This window comes from Sediminibacterium sp. FW305-C-61 (genome assembly GCF_058231065.1).
The window spans coordinates 172021-188029 of sequence record NZ_JBIQXR010000004.1 but is presented as its reverse complement, the minus strand read 5'-3'; the positions used below and the strand labels follow the sequence as shown (position 1 = coordinate 188029).

Annotated in this window: 10 protein-coding genes; 4 read left to right on the top strand and 6 right to left on the bottom strand. The window is 41.2% G+C overall.

Going from position 1 to position 16009, the window contains the following annotated elements:
* Positions 1-57: 57 nt before the first annotated feature.
* A complete protein-coding gene (rpoB, locus tag ACH30E_RS11970; protein ID WP_490825001.1) occupies positions 58-3861 on the bottom strand; it encodes a DNA-directed RNA polymerase subunit beta in 3804 nt (1267 codons plus the stop codon).
* A gap of 421 nt (positions 3862-4282) precedes the next feature.
* Positions 4283-6304: a M13 family metallopeptidase gene (locus ACH30E_RS11965; RefSeq protein ID WP_490825000.1), complete on the bottom strand. Its 2022-nt coding sequence runs from the start codon at positions 6302-6304 to the stop codon at positions 4283-4285.
* Between the two features lie 364 nt (positions 6305-6668).
* On the opposite strand from ACH30E_RS11965, the gene ACH30E_RS11960 reads away from it, so the two are divergent.
* The gene (locus ACH30E_RS11960; protein ID WP_490824999.1) at positions 6669-7400 is read left to right on the top strand and encodes a hypothetical protein; all 732 of its coding nucleotides are present in this window, start codon (positions 6669-6671) and stop codon (positions 7398-7400) included.
* Between the two features lie 118 nt (positions 7401-7518).
* Here the strand turns inward: ACH30E_RS11960 and ACH30E_RS11955 are convergent, their stop codons facing one another.
* The 4 genes from ACH30E_RS11955 to ACH30E_RS11940 all read right to left on the bottom strand — a co-directional run bounded on the left by ACH30E_RS11955 (position 7519) and on the right by ACH30E_RS11940 (position 11812).
* Complete coding sequence (locus ACH30E_RS11955; protein ID WP_490824998.1) at positions 7519-9153, bottom strand: M1 family metallopeptidase; 1635 nt, start codon at positions 9151-9153, stop codon at positions 7519-7521.
* Between the two features lie 2 nt (positions 9154-9155).
* Positions 9156-10607, bottom strand: a complete 1452-nt coding sequence (locus ACH30E_RS11950; protein WP_490824997.1) for an aminopeptidase P N-terminal domain-containing protein — start codon at positions 10605-10607, stop codon at positions 9156-9158.
* A gap of 423 nt (positions 10608-11030) precedes the next feature.
* Entirely contained in the window at positions 11031-11468 is a 438-nt protein-coding gene (locus ACH30E_RS11945; protein WP_490824996.1) for a helix-turn-helix domain-containing protein, read from the bottom strand.
* 11 nt (positions 11469-11479) lie between these two features.
* Positions 11480-11812 (bottom strand): type II toxin-antitoxin system HigB family toxin, encoded by a 333-nt coding sequence (locus ACH30E_RS11940; protein ID WP_490824995.1) that lies wholly within the window; start codon positions 11810-11812, stop codon positions 11480-11482.
* A gap of 662 nt (positions 11813-12474) precedes the next feature.
* Here ACH30E_RS11940 and ACH30E_RS11935 point away from each other — a divergent pair.
* From ACH30E_RS11935 to ACH30E_RS11925, 3 genes are read left to right on the top strand one after another with little or no spacing between them, the layout of a single operon-like run.
* The gene (locus ACH30E_RS11935; RefSeq protein WP_490824994.1) at positions 12475-13548 is read left to right on the top strand and encodes a sensor histidine kinase; all 1074 of its coding nucleotides are present in this window, start codon (positions 12475-12477) and stop codon (positions 13546-13548) included.
* On the top strand, positions 13545-14243 hold the full coding sequence (locus tag ACH30E_RS11930; protein WP_490824993.1) for a LytR/AlgR family response regulator transcription factor: 699 nt from the start codon (positions 13545-13547) through the stop codon (positions 14241-14243). The genes ACH30E_RS11935 and ACH30E_RS11930 overlap by 4 nt, the downstream gene beginning before the upstream one ends.
* Positions 14240-15937, top strand: a complete 1698-nt coding sequence (locus ACH30E_RS11925) for a CocE/NonD family hydrolase (RefSeq protein WP_490824992.1) — start codon at positions 14240-14242, stop codon at positions 15935-15937. The genes ACH30E_RS11930 and ACH30E_RS11925 overlap by 4 nt, the downstream gene beginning before the upstream one ends.
* Positions 15938-16009 lie beyond the last annotated feature (72 nt).

Genomic DNA, 16009 nt, shown 5'->3' with positions numbered 1-16009 from the left:
AAATCAGGCAAGCTGCATCTTCAAACTTGTAGCTTGAAGCTTGCAGCTTGTAGCTTATTATTCAAATTTCAGGTCAAGACCCAAACCTCTCAATTCATGTACAAGTACATTGAACGATTCAGGTACACCAGCGCGTGGGATGTTATCACCCTTCACGATGGCTTCATAAGTCTTAGCCCTTCCGATGATATCATCAGACTTCAGTGTAAGCAGTTCCTGCAGGATGTTGGCCGCACCATATGCTTCCAGTGCCCATACCTCCATCTCACCAAAACGCTGACCACCAAACTGTGCCTTACCACCCAGCGGCTGCTGTGTAATCAAGCTGTATGGTCCGATAGAACGTGCGTGCATCTTATCATCAACCATGTGGTGCAGTTTGATCATGTAGATCACACCCACAGTAGCTTTCTGGTGGAAACGTTCTCCGGTTTCACCATCATATAAGTATGTATGCCCGTTTCTTGGAATACCTGCGTCTTTACAGTATTGCTCAATTTCATCGGTGCTTGCACCATCAAAGATTGGCGTTGCAAATTTCACACCCAGACGTTTACCTGTCCATCCAAGGATGGTTTCGTAAATCTGTCCGAGGTTCATCCTTGAAGGTACCCCAAGTGGGTTCAGTACGATATCTACCGGTGTACCATCTTCCATGAACGGCATATCTTCTGCACGTACAATTTTCGCAACGATACCTTTGTTACCGTGACGACCCGCCATTTTATCACCCACTTTCAACTTACGTTTAACAGCGAGGTAAACTTTAGCCAGTTTCAATACACCTGCTGGTAACTCATCACCAATTGAAATGTTGAACTTCTCACGCTTGTAACGTCCGAGTTCTTCATTGTAACGGATGCTGTAGTTGTGCAATAAGGTATTGATCTGATCGTCGGTTTTTGCATCACCAGTCCAACCCAATGGGTTCACATTCTGGTAATCAATCGCGCTCAGGTTCTTTTGGTTGAACTTGGCACCTTTACCGATCAGCATTTCACCGAAGTTGTTGCTTACACCTGCAGACGCTTTGTCTTTCAGCAAAGTCTGCAATTTGTCTAACAACAATTCTTTGATTGCTTCTGTATTTTGCTGGTGTACTTTCTCAACTTTCTCCAACAGTGCTTTCTCACGGATCTTACCATTCTTATCTTTCTTAGCGCGCTGGAACAGTTTCTTATCAATCACCACACCTTCTGTACCGTTTGGTGCTTTCAGAGATGCATCTTTTGCATCACCTGCTTTATCACCGAAGATGGCACGTAAGAGTTTCTCTTCAGGAGTTGGGTCAGATTCTCCTTTTGGAGTAATCTTACCGATCAGGATATCACCTTCTTTAATGGTGGCTCCGATACGGATGATACCATGCTCATCGAGATCCTTTGTAGCTTCTTCAGAAACGTTTGGAATATCTGGTGTTAACTCTTCTTCACCCAGTTTGGTATCACGCACTTCCAGTTCATATTCATCGATATGGATTGAAGTAAACAGATCTTCACGAACCACTTTCTCACTGATTACAATCGCATCCTCGAAGTTGTAACCCTTCCATGGCATGAATGCCACTTGCAGGTTACGACCCAATGCCAGCTCACCATCTTTTGTTGCATAACCCTCAGTTAAGAAATCACCTTTCTTTACTTTCTGTCCTTTTTTAACAGCCGGACGAAGGTTGATACAGGTAGCCTGGTTTGTTTTGATGAACTTAGTGAGTTTATACACCTGTAAGTCATCATTAAAGCTGATCAAACGATCGATATCGTTTCTGTCGTAACGAACATGAATTTCATTTGCATCAACAAATTCAACCACACCGTTACCATCTGCGTGAATCTGGATACGTGCATCACGAGCAGCTTTACCTTCCAGACCAGTACCTACTACAGGTACTTCCGGACGGATCAATGGTACTGCCTGACGTTGCATGTTCGATCCCATCAATGCACGGTTGGCATCATCATGCTCAAGGAATGGAATCAGTGAAGCACTCAAACCAACGATCTGGTTTGGCGCAACGTCCATGTATTCCACATCTTCTTTATCTAATATCGGGAAGTCGCCCGTTTCACGAGAAACTACTTTATCTTCTGCGAACTCACCTTTCTCTGTTAACGGAGAGTTACTCTGCGCAATCTTCGCAGTGTCTTCTTCTTCCGCACTCAGGAAAGTAAGTTCTTTCATATTTACTTTTCCGTTTTCTACTTTACGGTATGGGGTTTCAATAAAGCCCATATCATTGATAGAAGCGTGTACGCAAAGTGTTGAGATCAGACCGATGTTTGGTCCTTCCGGTGTTTCAATGGTACACAAACGGCCATAGTGAGAATAGTGTACGTCACGCACCTCGAAACCGGCACGCTCACGACTCAAACCACCTGGTCCGAGTGCGGAGATACGACGCTTATGCGTGATCTCACTCAACGGGTTTGTCTGATCGAGGAACTGCGACAACTGAGATGTTCCAAAGAAGGAATTGATTACAGATGACAGTGTTCTTGCATTGATCAGATCAACTGGTGTAAACACCTCGTTATCACGAACGTTCATACGCTCACGGATGGTACGTGCCATACGGGCAAGACCAACACCGAATTGTGCATACAACTGCTCTCCTACGGTACGTACACGACGGTTGCTCAGGTGATCGATATCATCGATCTCCGCTTTTGCATTCGTGAGTTTTACCAGGTATTTGATGATCTCGATGATATCCTGCTTGGTCAATACTTTCTTGGTCAGCGGATAATCGAGGTTCAGTTTGCGGTTAATTTTATAACGACCTACTTCACCCAGATCATAACGTTTGTCTGAGAAGAACAGTTTGTCGATGATACCACGCGCTGTTTCATTATCAGGCGCGTCGGCACCACGTAACTGGCGGTAGATATGTTGTACCGCTTCCAGTTCACTGTTTGAAGTATCCTTATTTAAGGTATTGTAGATGATTGCATAATCACCACCCACATCTTCTTTCTGGATAAATACGCTCTTGATTTCCATTTCGATGATGGTTGCAATTGCTTCCTCATCTAAAATGGTATCACGCTCCATTACGATTTCGTTACGCTCAATGCTCACTACCTCACCGGTATCTTCATCCACGAAATCTTCTACCCATGTTCTCAGAACGCGGGCAGCCAGTTTTTTACCAACATGGTTGGCAAGGGTTTTCTTATCAGCTTTCACCTCATCGGCCATACCGAAGAGTTCCAGGATATCCTTATCAGTTTCGAAACCAATAGAACGTAACAGGGTTGTTACAGGGAACTTTTTCTTACGATCGATGTAGGCATACATCACGTTATTGATATCGGTAGCAAACTCCATCCATGCTCCTTTGAAAGGAATTACACGGGCAGAATAAATTTTTGTACCGTTGGGGTGTACAGACTGACCAAAGAATACACCAGGTGAACGGTGTAACTGTGATACTACCACACGCTCAGCTCCGTTAATTACGAAGGTACCACGTGGTGTCATGTACGGGATATTTCCTAAGAACACATCCTGAACGATGGTCTGGAAATCTACGTGCTCTTCATCATTACAACTTAAACGCAGTTTAGCTTTTAAAGGCACTGCATAAGTAAGACCACGCTCCATACACTCATCTAGTGTGTAACGGGGCGGATCAATGAAATAATCCAGGAACTCCAGTACGAAGATGTTACGCGTGTCTGTGATAGGAAAGTTTTCCTTAAACACACGGAACAAACCCTCCACATTACGCTTATCGGGTGTTGTCTCTAACTGAAAAAATTCTCTGAATGATTCTAACTGGATGTCGAGCAGGTCAGGAGCTTCTGCCAAATGTTTAGTTTTACCGAAGCCGACCCTGTTGTTCAAAGTTGTTGTAGACATATAAATGAAAACCGGTTTTGATACGATAAAAATTTGGGGAGAATGGTGAGATTCTCTTAACGTACAATCGGCTCATTCATCATTCAAACGTCAATGATAAAAATGTCCACCCGCTAATTGGCCCAAAAATAAGGATGGCAAAGGTAGGAAATAGGCAGGCAATTGCAAAAACAAATTTATTCCTGAATGGTCACTGGTAAATGGGGAGTGAGTGGTGAGTAGTCAGTAGTGAGTAAAGATATGATTATCAATATATTAGGAACTTATAAAGGTAACAGCCTACATACAAAACCCTGCGAAATCTCTGCGTTCCCCTTTCCCTGCGGTGAATTTACTCGAAAGTTCACCGCAGAGAGCGAGAGGTAACGGAGTTTACGCAGGGTTATAATCAAGCATCACTCAGTACTGTCTACTCACTTTCTTACCAGATTCTCGCCCGTTGATCAGCCGCACGATAGAGCTTATTCTTCTCTGTAACCCCAAATGCCTTGTAAAATGGCTCGAAATTGGCCAGAGGGCCGTTTACCCTGAACTCTTCAGGACTATGCGGGTCGGTGGTAATACGGGTACGCATGCTCTCGGGGCGGTCAACTAAACGCCAAACCTGTGCATAGCCAAGGAAAAAGCGCTGATCAGGGGTAAAACCGTCGATTTTTTCGTCACCCTGACCTTGTTTGGTCATTTTAAAGGCATCATAGGCGATGGCCAGGCCACCGATATCTGCCAGGTTCTCTCCCAATGTAAGCGCCCCATTTACATGCAGGCTATCTAGTACCGTATAGGCATTGTACTGCTCCACTACCCCTTTGGCTTTGGCATTGAATTTTTCGCCATCGGTTTTGGTCCACCAGTCGGTTAGGTTACCCAGCGCATCATATTGACGGCCCTGGTCATCGAAACCATGGGTCATTTCATGGCCAATTACCATACCAATAGCACCATAGTTGATGGCATCATCTGCTTTCAGCTCAAAGAAAGGGAATTGAAGAATACCTGCCGGGAATACGATTTCATTGAATGTAGGATTATAATAAGCGTTTACGGTTGGAGCGGTCATACCCCACTCTGTCTTATCTACCGCTTTACCAATCTTGTCGATACTTTCTTTGTAATCATGTTTGGCAATATTGCGCATGTTGTTATAGAAATCATTTCGGCTGATTGTTACATCATCATAAGACTTCCACTTATCAGGATAGCCAATCTTTTTCATGATGGCAGATAATTTCTCCTGGGCTTTTTGTTTGGTGGTATCGCTCATCCAATCAAGAGCACTGATCCGTTTGCTGAAAGCGCTCTGCAGATTGTTCACCAGTTCATCCATGCGTTTTTTAGCATCAGCAGGAAAATATTTTTCAACAAAGAGCTGGCCGAGTAAATCTTTCAGGCCATCATCGGTACGACTCACCATTTTCTTCCAGCGGGCTTCCTGTGTTTTGGCACCGGAGAATAATTTGTTGAACGAAAAACGTTCATCCACAAATGCCTTGCTCAGAAGTGAAGCATTTGACGCGATATAATCGTAACGCACTTTACTTTTCCATGCCTCAATCGGCTGACTGGCCAATAAACTGCTTAATGCTTTGTAATAGCCGGGCTGACTCACATTCACACTGTCTGTTTTGATACCCATTTTCTGCAAAGCACTGCTCCAACCTATATTAGGAGAAATTTTTTCCAGGTCGGTTACCGACATTTTATTGTAGTTGCGGATAGGATCACGCAGTTCAACCGGGGCAAGGTGAGACTTAGCAATTGCTGTTTCAAGTTTAAGTATTGCCTCAGCTTGTTGTACAGCTTGTTCTTTTTGTACCCCTGTGAGTACAAAATAGTTGGTGATATGCTCCAGGAATTTCCGGCGCTGCATTACTGTTGTAGAATCGTTTTTAGTATAGTAGTCTTTCTCGGGTAAGCTCAACCCTGTCTGGTAAAGACTGAGTATATTTTTGCTGCTGTTTCTTTCATCGGCACCTATATAAATACCGATCAGGTCGCCATCACCTTGCATATAACTTTCTGCAAGCAGACTAACCAGTTCTTTATAATCTTTTACCGCATCAATTTTTGCCAGCATGGGTTTCAGGGGTTCATAGCCAGCTTTTTCAATGGCAACGGTATCCATACCACTTGCATAAAAGTCGCCTACTTTCTGAGCTGCACTGCCGGCTTTATGATCTGTTTTGGCAGATACTTCATCCAATATTGTTCTGAGTTTTTTAAGGTTTTCATCATAGAGCGTATAAAAGCTCCCCCACCCGCTCTGATCGTCGGGTATCACACTGTTTTTGATCCATGTGCCATTGGCATACATGAAGAAGTTGTCGGCAGGATTAACCGTAGTATCCATACCAGCCGTATCAAAATAATCTTTTGAATCTGTATTGGTTTTGCAAGCAGCAAATAAAAGTGTTGCGCCAGCTAAAACGGACATGATTTTCTTCATAGCAAAATTTTAATGTGATAAATATGGGAAATTATTACCGAGAAGCAAAACCGTTTAACATATTGGGAATAGAAAGTGTACAATCAACTTCCTCTTAAAAACTGAGCGTTAACTTTTAGATAGTTCCGAAACTTTTCAAAAGTTGCACCGAGGCAATTCATTCAATGATTTGAAAAAATTATTACACACCCATTTTACATTATTGCTTTTCTTGAAATCCCCCGTCGGACTTCGGACTTTCGGACTCCCGGACTTTCTCATCCCCCCTCTGATCACATATTCATGTGAATTCCCCTCATAAAAAAGATCAAGCTGTAACTATTATCCCCACCAATCGTAAACATGGAAACCATTATTAAACTCTATGACAACAGAACTACAACAATTACAAAAACAGATTACCTGGATGCGCTGGTATATTTTCATCAGTGCCGGTGTACTGATCACGGTATTACTTTTTGCATTCACCACCCCTGAGCAAACCATGGGTATCATCAGGGCAAAAGGCATCATCATTGAAGACAGCAGCGGGCGCGACAGAATATTGATCGGCTCCCCTATTCCCTACTCAAAAGATCGTGTTAGAAACGATACCGCTTTGGTTAGAAAATATTGGGCTAAAGAATATGGCAATCCCAATCAGTATATGGAATGGTATAAAAACTATTACCATGGTGCAGAAGGCATTGTGGTGATGAATGAAAACGGTTTCGACCGTGTATTATTAGGCGATAAACTGGCGGACCCCAATATTGGCAAAAGAATGTTCCAGAGTGCCGGCATTTTATGGAACGATAAAGAAGGCTGGGAACTCGGTGGCGCCGGAGTAAACACCACAAAAGAAGGCAAATCAAGATCTGTTATGGGTGTGGATGATAAAGAAGGCGAAGCCGTTCACATCGTAGCGCTGGAAGACGGCACCAAAGGATTGATGATTGCCGGCGAAAACGGAAACCTGCTGATCGGCATGTCTAATAAAGACGGCGGATGGTTCCAGAACAAAGAGGCTTTTACCGGTATAAAATATTTCGATAAAAAAGGCAAACTGGTATGGCAGCAAAAGATGAATGGTCAGGATAGAAAGAGGGGAAAATAAGTCCGGGAGTCCGAAAGTCCGAAGTCCGACGTGGTGAGGGGAATAATAAATGAGTCACTTCCTTATTCCATATTTCTTATTCCATATTTCTTATTCCATATTTCTTATTTCTTATTTCTTATCCCCCTCTCCCCACTTCCATCAACACCCATTTATCCGGGTCAATTAAAACATCCGTTGGCGAGGTATTAACAGGAAGCGTAAACTCAACCGATTTTTCTTTCAGTTCAATTACTTTCCTGATGGCATTCGTTTTACCTGGCAACTGAACAGCTATAGGTATGGGCATTGAAAACAAACTGCCATCATTCTGCACCTGCTCCAACTTTATCTTCAGCTCTTTCTTTGACTCATTGTATTCCCATGTACTCCTGATCTTTAAAGCACCTGGCTTGTATAACCATTGATCGAAAAATTGTTTCAAATCCTTGCCAGATACAGCTTCCATTACAGCACGAAAATCGGCAGTGGTGCAATTTCGGTTCATATACTTTTCATAATACTGGCGTATCCCTTTCCAGAACAGTTCATCGCCCAGTATACCACGAAGCATGTGTAGTATCCAACTCCCTTTTTGATAGGTTTGAGAACTGGTCACTTTATTCATATCAGTGAGGTTATCGTGTACAATACGGTAACCTGGATTTTTGGCATAAAAATCATCTACACGTTTTTTACTGTCTGCAAGTCCTTTCATGAATTCATCATGTCCATACTGGTGTTCTATAAAAAGCAGGGTAAAATAAGTGGCAAAGCCTTCGCTGAGCCAAACATCGTCCCAATCAGATTCAGTAACTGCATTGCCAAACCATTGGTGGGCTATTTCATGTATTATGACATTACGCCAGCGTTCATTGCGATCACCTACTACTGAACCCTCGCTGTACAATATAGCAGAAGCTGCTTCCATGCCGCCGCTTACACTGTTAGATTGAATATTTGCCAGCTTTTCATACGCAAATGGACCAACACGGTCGCTGTAAAAAGCCAGTACTTTTTTGGTGGGTTCTGCATAATCATAAAATCCAGCATCACGATCCTGTTGATATACCCAGCTTTGAATGGATTTGTGGTCAAACTCATCCACATACTGAACCGCAAACCTCGCAACACCCAATACATATAACCAGGGAGCAATGGGCACTGATTGCTTCCAGTGGGTCATTCGCTTTCCATTGGGCAAACTTGTTTCTTCTATTTTTAATCCATTAGAGACAACCTGATAATGCGCTGGGGCGGTCACTAAAAACTCGCAGGTAGCTTTATCATAAGGATGATCAACCAGGGGCAACCAGTTTCTTCCTTTATCCGGCCAGTCGTCGCTGAAAAAACTACGATCACCATATTTATTATTGGCAATTTTTAATCCGCTGGCGGGCACTCCGTGATAACTTATCACATACCTGCTTTGCTGGTCTTTTTGTGAAGCACTGGGTAAACTGATATACAGCGCATTGTTTTCATGTTTAAAAGACAAAGCTTTTCCACCCGATTGTACCTTTTCTACAATCATTCCTTTATTACCTAATGATGCAGCTGCTTTGATCAGATCGAAGCGCAAAACTGTTACACCGGTTGACAGGTATTTTACATCAATCGATGCCTCACTGAATATTTCATCTGTTGAATCGGATAGACTGATTTTAAATGCATAATGGAGTATATCAATTCTATGGTCTTTGGGATAATTATCTGCGGTTGCAATTAAAGGAAGGGCAAAGCAAATAAGCAGATAGCTGATAAAACGCATCATGGTTATTTTTTTAGGGGTAATGAAAGAGCAGGACGAATTTCTATCAGTCCTTTTTCTCTAATTGTGGCTTCTACCTCTTCTAGTTTAGAAGGAACAAAACCGCTTAGGTTTTCAACACCATATGCCGTAACCAGCGCCACGTCTTCAATGCGTATATACAATCGCTCCGGGTGAATCCAGATCATGGGGTCAATGGTAAAGACCATACCGGGTTTTAGTGGAACACCACGCACATTGCCTACATCATGTACGGCCATGCCAACTGGGTGTTGAAAATGTCCCCTGAATTTTAACCCATCCTGTACTGCTTTAAGGTGTTCAGGTTTTACAAAGGTTTTTCCAACCAGGTATTGTTGCATGTCTTTCGCTGCATTATCTAATACTTCATCAGCAGTTACACCGGGTTTTATATAACGAAACAAAGCATCCCTGTAGGCCACAATAAAATTGTAGAGCTCTTTCTGTTCAGCATTAAATTTTCCGTTCACTGGCCAAATACGTGTAACATCGCTTGAATAATATTTATAGTCAGGCGCATAATCCATCAATACCAGGTCACCGTCTTTCAATGCATCTGTTTTATGAAAATAATGACCCATGTATGCATTGGTGCCCCCACCAATAATAGAGGGATAAGCATCTCCCCTTGCGCCATGCAGGTAAAACATATACTTGGCTGCTGCATCTAACTGGTATTCGTATACACCTGGATAAGTTGAACGCATGGCTTCCATGATACCCAATCCTGCAATTTGTGTAGCTTTGCGTATCACAGCTATTTCTTCCGCACTTTTAATGAGTCGCATGGTATCCAGAATGGGCGAAAGGTCATTGATTTCAAACTGCGGAAATTGTGCTTTTATTTTTTGAATAAAGGCAGCCTCTCTGGTGGTAGAAGGATACCATGGGTTAGCAGCAGCCCTGGCCTGTGCATATAGTAATTCATCCCGGCTGTCGTTGCCAATTTCTGCAGGACTAAACTCCGTAAATAATTTTGGAGCCTGGGGTCTTATTAGTCCTGTACCCACCAGATCTGCAGATAAAAATTCAATAGCTTTTACCTGTTGAATACCGGTTAACTGTTTTACCAGTTCAGCATCTTCGGCAGACAATACCTTACCCTGGTTCTTCTCAGTAGCTTCGTCGCGGTGAGGCAGGTATAAAGTGGCTGATCTATTTGAACCGCGTAATAAAAGATATGCATGCGGCGATTCTATTCCGGTTAGGTAAAAGAAATTATTGGCCTGGCGAAACACTGTAAAGCCGGGTATCCCGCCAAAGCCTTGCAATAAGGCAACAGATTTATTACCAATTGCGTTATAAACACTATTTCTTCTGCGGGCAAATTCTTCTTTGGAGAAATCCGTTTGATAATGTGGGTTATCCTGTGCAGTTAATCCGGATAACAAAACCAAATTGAATAAAAGAACCAATGTAGAAAAAACTCGAATCATGTGCATTAATTTATGATTGACATTTGCTGTAGAACAATGCCTGGTATTATATAGAATGCAGTACTAATAGCTCAACATACTGCTGCTTATGCAATCTAAGATTTTTAAAGGGTATTTTTTACCCTTACATTCTAAATAAATGAAGACAGGAGGCTTATGGTATAATTTGAAGTTTTTCTAAAGGAGTAATTCTGGCAATCTGCTAGTAGTGCGGAGGATAGAACGCAGATCTTCATGATTTTCAAGATCTATCATGATAAATCTTGAAAATCCGTGTTCTATTAATAGCAAATAATGCATTAACTGCAATCAACTATTTCTTTATTCAACCAATTTTAGAAATCTAAATTCACTTGCCTGCATCTTTTTCCAGAGCAGCAATGTCTAAGTTTATAAACATTTGTAAGAAATCAATTTCTATTATCAGCAACTCGCCAATTTTTGCTTCACGATTGTCTTCTTAGCGTTTATCTGTACCGGCACCACTAATGCATAGGGTCTGTTAAATGCTTCCTGTGAAACTTTGAAATAGTCTGCCAGTTTTCTAATAACATCTTTTGAAAGCCCCTTTTTATAATGGAGAATATCTGATACATACCCCTTACTTATTCCGAGAATTTCAACCATATCTTTTGCTTTCAGGTAATGCTCTTTCATAAAAGATTGAATTAACTCAACAGGATCAAGACTAGTAGTTGAAAGACGAGAAGCATCCCAGGTTTCGATGAGCAGTGTTAATAAGGCAATTTCATCTTTGGTATTGCGATCTTTTGCTCCGGAGAATACAAGTTCTTCCAATACGTTACAATAAGTATTGTATTGACTTTTACTGGTGATGACTTTATATTTTAGTGTTTCCATGATTTATATTTTTAGTAGTTACTGATTATATATTGTTCTCCTGCTTTGCAAAGCTTATCGTATTCAGCATGTGTTCCTATCCAGCAAATAAAAAGATGCACCTGTGTATCACCAAATGCATATTTGGCAATTAGCCGGTATTTATTTCCTCCAATATCAAATACTACTCTGCTCGTTCCCTTCCCTAATAAATCTGCGCTACCAAAACTACATTTGATATCTTCGGGAATAACCCAATCTGCAAATTTCAATTTGTATAGCCATTCATCAAATGAAATACGGCTAAGTGCATTTTCCTTTTTATAACATTCAATTGTTTCCCTTCTTATCAAATGAATTTTCATAACAAAAGTATATATTATTTTTATAAAAGTTCTCCTTTTGTGAACATTTTTATCCACAAATGCCATAAATATAACTAGCTAACAAAGCACTACCCAGACATATCCGACTAAAATCGGCTTGAAGGAAACTTATAAATATTAACTACGCAAGAGGCGAATTTTAAAGCACTAAGTTCACTCAAGCAAAGCATACCTGCATCTTCCACCCCCACTACTCCATCCATACTTCCTTATTCCTTATTTCTTATTCCTTATTTCTTATTTCTCTTCATTTCTGTCTGGAGAATTTTACCCGCGAGCTCTAGGTTTCGCGTATGATGGAACACAGATTATCATGATTTTCAAGATCTATCATGATAAATCTTGAAAATCATGAAGATCCGTGTTCTATTTATAGCAGATAGTGCATTTACGCTACCAAATATTCCTTTAAACAACTGACTTAAAATTTTCTCTCCCTCTAATATTCCATTAAAAGCAGAAAGTCTATAACAAGCACCCATCAAGGCTTGCAGCTTGCAGCATGCAGCATGAAGCCAATTTCTCCCATACAGCAATAATTTCTCATTCCTTATTTCTTATTCCTTATTCCTCATTTCTCATTCCTTCTCCTCCGCACTCAACCATCATTATACCGCACTCTGCTTATTTGATTCGGTTTATTGGGTACATTATTGTTGTTTTACGGTATGATCTTCTTCAGGCATATCACTTTATATTGGCGCTGCCAGCTACTCGGATGGAGTATAGCTGCGCTGTACTGGGCATTAATGGGTATCGCACAACCTGGTTTCAGTGTCGGTTTTGCTTTGCTTCAATTCGGTACAGATCTGGTCTTATACATTGGCATTACCCATGTTTACCGGAATTTTTCCCGATACTGCCAATGGCAAAGCCTTCCGCTTCGCCCTTTAATATGGAGAATACTGTTAAGCCTGCCCATTTTAACCGCACTCTATTGCATTGGCACCATTACAAAAATCTACTATATACGTCATTGGTTCATGCCCGGTTTCGAAATCAGTTTTATGGATTTTGTACGCCCGAATATTACAAGCATTTCAATGGCTGGGGCAAGACTTATGTCGATCTGGCTATTGGCATACCATGGCTACCATTATGCACTGCGCGAAATGAACCTGCTGAAAGAAAATGCCTCCTTACAAGTTGCCATTAAGGATGCCCAGCTACAAAATTTGTCTGCTCAACTAAATCCACATTTTCTTTTTAACTCACTCAATACAATTAAATCGCTTGTGCCTTCTCAGCCCGACTCGGCCAGAAGAGCCATCGACTTATTGAGTGAATTACTTCGAACAAGCTTATACAATACCGAACAATCAACCACTACTGTTGGTGAAGAACTGGCACTCATTAAAGATTACCTTGAACTTGAACAACTGCGGATGGAAGAAAGATTACAGTATTCAATTAATATCGATGATAATTTTTCAAAAATTTCCATACCCACCCTTTCATTGATAACTATGGTAGAAAATGCTGTTAAACATGGTATCGCCGTACAACAAAATGGCGGCCGTATTGAGTTAACCGCCTCCACAAATAATCAAACACATAGTTTTCGAGTGATACATCCGGGCATATTAGGATCGGGAACAGGCCTCGGCATCCGAAACCTGAAAGAAAGACTGCATTTATTATACCATGAACAGGCTTCCTTTACCATCACAGAAAATAACGGTATGGTTGAAGCATGTTTAATTATACCTGTATGATGAAAATGATCAGAACCATAATCATAGATGATGAAAGGTCTGCCAGACTGGAACTTAAAAGGATACTCTCCGTTTTTCCTGATATACAGATTATCGGAGAAGCTGCAAATGCCGATGAAGCAGAACTGATCATCAATGAACTGATACCCGACCTCATTTTTCTTGACGTTCAAATGCCCGGCCGCTCTGGATTTGAGTTACTGGAATCACTTGCCATTGTACCCCTGACCATTTTTGTAACCGCTTACGATAAATACGCTTTTAAAGCTTTTGAAGTAAGCGCAATCGATTACCTGCTGAAACCAGTCAGAGAAGAACGCCTTACCAGAACCATACTACAGGTAAGGGAAAGATTAAAGCAACAAACCGGCAGATCACTCTTCATCAAAGAAGGGAACCGGTATTATTTTATACAATGGACCGATGTTAGCCTGATCGAATCTGCCCATCAATACGTTCGGTTATATACTGCTAATGGTAAACCTCTTTTAAAAAATTCACTTAAACAAATAGAAGAACAATTACCTCCCAACTTATTCTTCCGGGCAAACAGGTGGCAACTGATTAACCTGCAATTCATCAGTGAATGCAAAACAATTCAGGGCATTTTACATGTTCGTCTTTCCGATGAACAAGAAATTATTTTTTCAGAACGACAATCAACCCTATTCCGAAAAACACATCCTAATTTATGAAACAAGTATTCGCATTTATTGTCTGCCTGTTATTTATCTCACAAGGCAGCGGGCAGCGCTATATCATTAACGACAGTGTATTAATTCATACATCTTATGGCATAACGCTTTCAGCAGTTGTAGTTCGCTCCGCAGATGTCCAGACAAAACAACCTGCCGCCCTTATGTTTTTTATCTACGCAAATACAGCGCGAAGTATTGAAGAAGCCAAATCTGCGGCCGATCATGGTTATGTTGGCATTGTGGCCGACGCCCGGGGTAAACGCCTCGGAAACGGCAAAATTGAACCCTACGAACATGAAGTACAGGATGTAAATGCAGTGATTGAATGGATTACCCATCAACCTTGGAGCGATGGTCGTGTTGGCATGTATGGAGGCAGTTATTCCGGCTTTGCACAATGGGCCGCTACCAAAAAATTACACAAAGCATTAAAAACCATCGTACCCTACGTAGCTGCAATACCAGGATTAGGTGTACCCATGGAAAACAATATATTCCTTACAGCAAATTACCAATGGCCATTTTATGTTACTACCAGCAACATGTTGGATACAGCTATTAATAACGACTTTCAACGTTTCAGAAAATTACGCGTCAACTGGTTTTATAGTGGTGTACCTTTTAATCGCATCGACAGTATTGATGGCTTACCCAATCCATGGTTACAGAAATGGTTAAAACACCCTTCATTCGACCGTTACTGGCAATCAATGATCCCTTTCAGAAATGAGTATGCCCATATCAACATCCCCGTATTATCCATTACCGGTTATTATGATGACGGACAGGTTTCCGCGATGGAATATTTCAGGGAACATTATCGGTATCGTCCGGATGCTGAACATTACCTGGTTATTGGTCCTTATGACCATTTTGGTGCACAACAAGGAGGAAGAAAAGTTTTGAGAGGATATACAGTAGATTCCGTGGCACTGATCAATACAAGAGAACTTACCTTTCAATGGTTTGATCATATTTTGAAAGGCAAAGAAAAACCTTCACTCATAAAAGATAAAATCAACTTCCAGCAAATGGGGACAAATACCTGGAAGCATGCTCCTTCATTAAAAAAAATGGAAGACAGCATCGTTACATTCTACCTTGCTGATAATAAAATGCTTTCAAGGACCAAACCTTCAAAAATAACTTATCACAAACAGGAGATCAACCTGGCAAACCGCGATCAGTGGACAAACCAGTATTATCCTGATCCAATTATAGAAACATCGATTGATACTACCAGTGGTTTATTTTTTTGGACTGATACGTTTAATGAAGACATCACCGTTAGCGGGCAAATTGAAGGTGTTTTAAAAGCCATTATCAATAAGCGTGACATGGATATTGGGTTAACACTTTATGAGGTAATGCCCGATGAAACATTCTTTCATCTAACCTATTATATTGGCAGGGCGAGTTATGCTAAAGATATGACCACACGCCGGTTATTAACCCCGGGTAAATTAGCGTCCATCCCCATTTCCCGCTCCCGCCTGTTCAGTAAAAAGGTACAGAAAGGCAGCAGGCTATTATTGGTTCTGAATATCAATAAGAATCCATTTTCAGAAGTAAATTATGGCAGTGGCAAAATTGTAAATACAGAAAGCATAAAAGATGCGGGCAAACCGCTTTCCATTCAATGGAGTAATGAGAGCTTTATACAACTTGGCATCAGCTCACTTAAAAAATAATATCCTTTATAACCTCATCTTACTTTTCCTTGTTGATCATGTAGGGCAAGTGTGGTATATTTACTTTGCATG

Coding starts and splice junctions, on each gene's coding strand:
- ACH30E_RS11960 (WP_490824999.1), top strand. CDS start 6,669: ATGACAACAGAACTACAACAATTACAAAAACAGATTACCTGGATGCGC.
- ACH30E_RS11945 (WP_490824996.1), bottom strand. CDS start 11,468: ATGGAAACACTAAAATATAAAGTCATCACCAGTAAAAGTCAATACAAT.
- ACH30E_RS11950 (WP_490824997.1), bottom strand. CDS start 10,607: ATGATTCGAGTTTTTTCTACATTGGTTCTTTTATTCAATTTGGTTTTG.
- ACH30E_RS11940 (WP_490824995.1), bottom strand. CDS start 11,812: ATGAAAATTCATTTGATAAGAAGGGAAACAATTGAATGTTATAAAAAG.
- rpoB (WP_490825001.1), bottom strand. CDS start 3,861: ATGTCTACAACAACTTTGAACAACAGGGTCGGCTTCGGTAAAACTAAA.
- ACH30E_RS11955 (WP_490824998.1), bottom strand. CDS start 9,153: ATGATGCGTTTTATCAGCTATCTGCTTATTTGCTTTGCCCTTCCTTTA.
- ACH30E_RS11930 (WP_490824993.1), top strand. CDS start 13,545: ATGATGAAAATGATCAGAACCATAATCATAGATGATGAAAGGTCTGCC.
- ACH30E_RS11925 (WP_490824992.1), top strand. CDS start 14,240: ATGAAACAAGTATTCGCATTTATTGTCTGCCTGTTATTTATCTCACAA.
- ACH30E_RS11965 (WP_490825000.1), bottom strand. CDS start 6,304: ATGAAGAAAATCATGTCCGTTTTAGCTGGCGCAACACTTTTATTTGCT.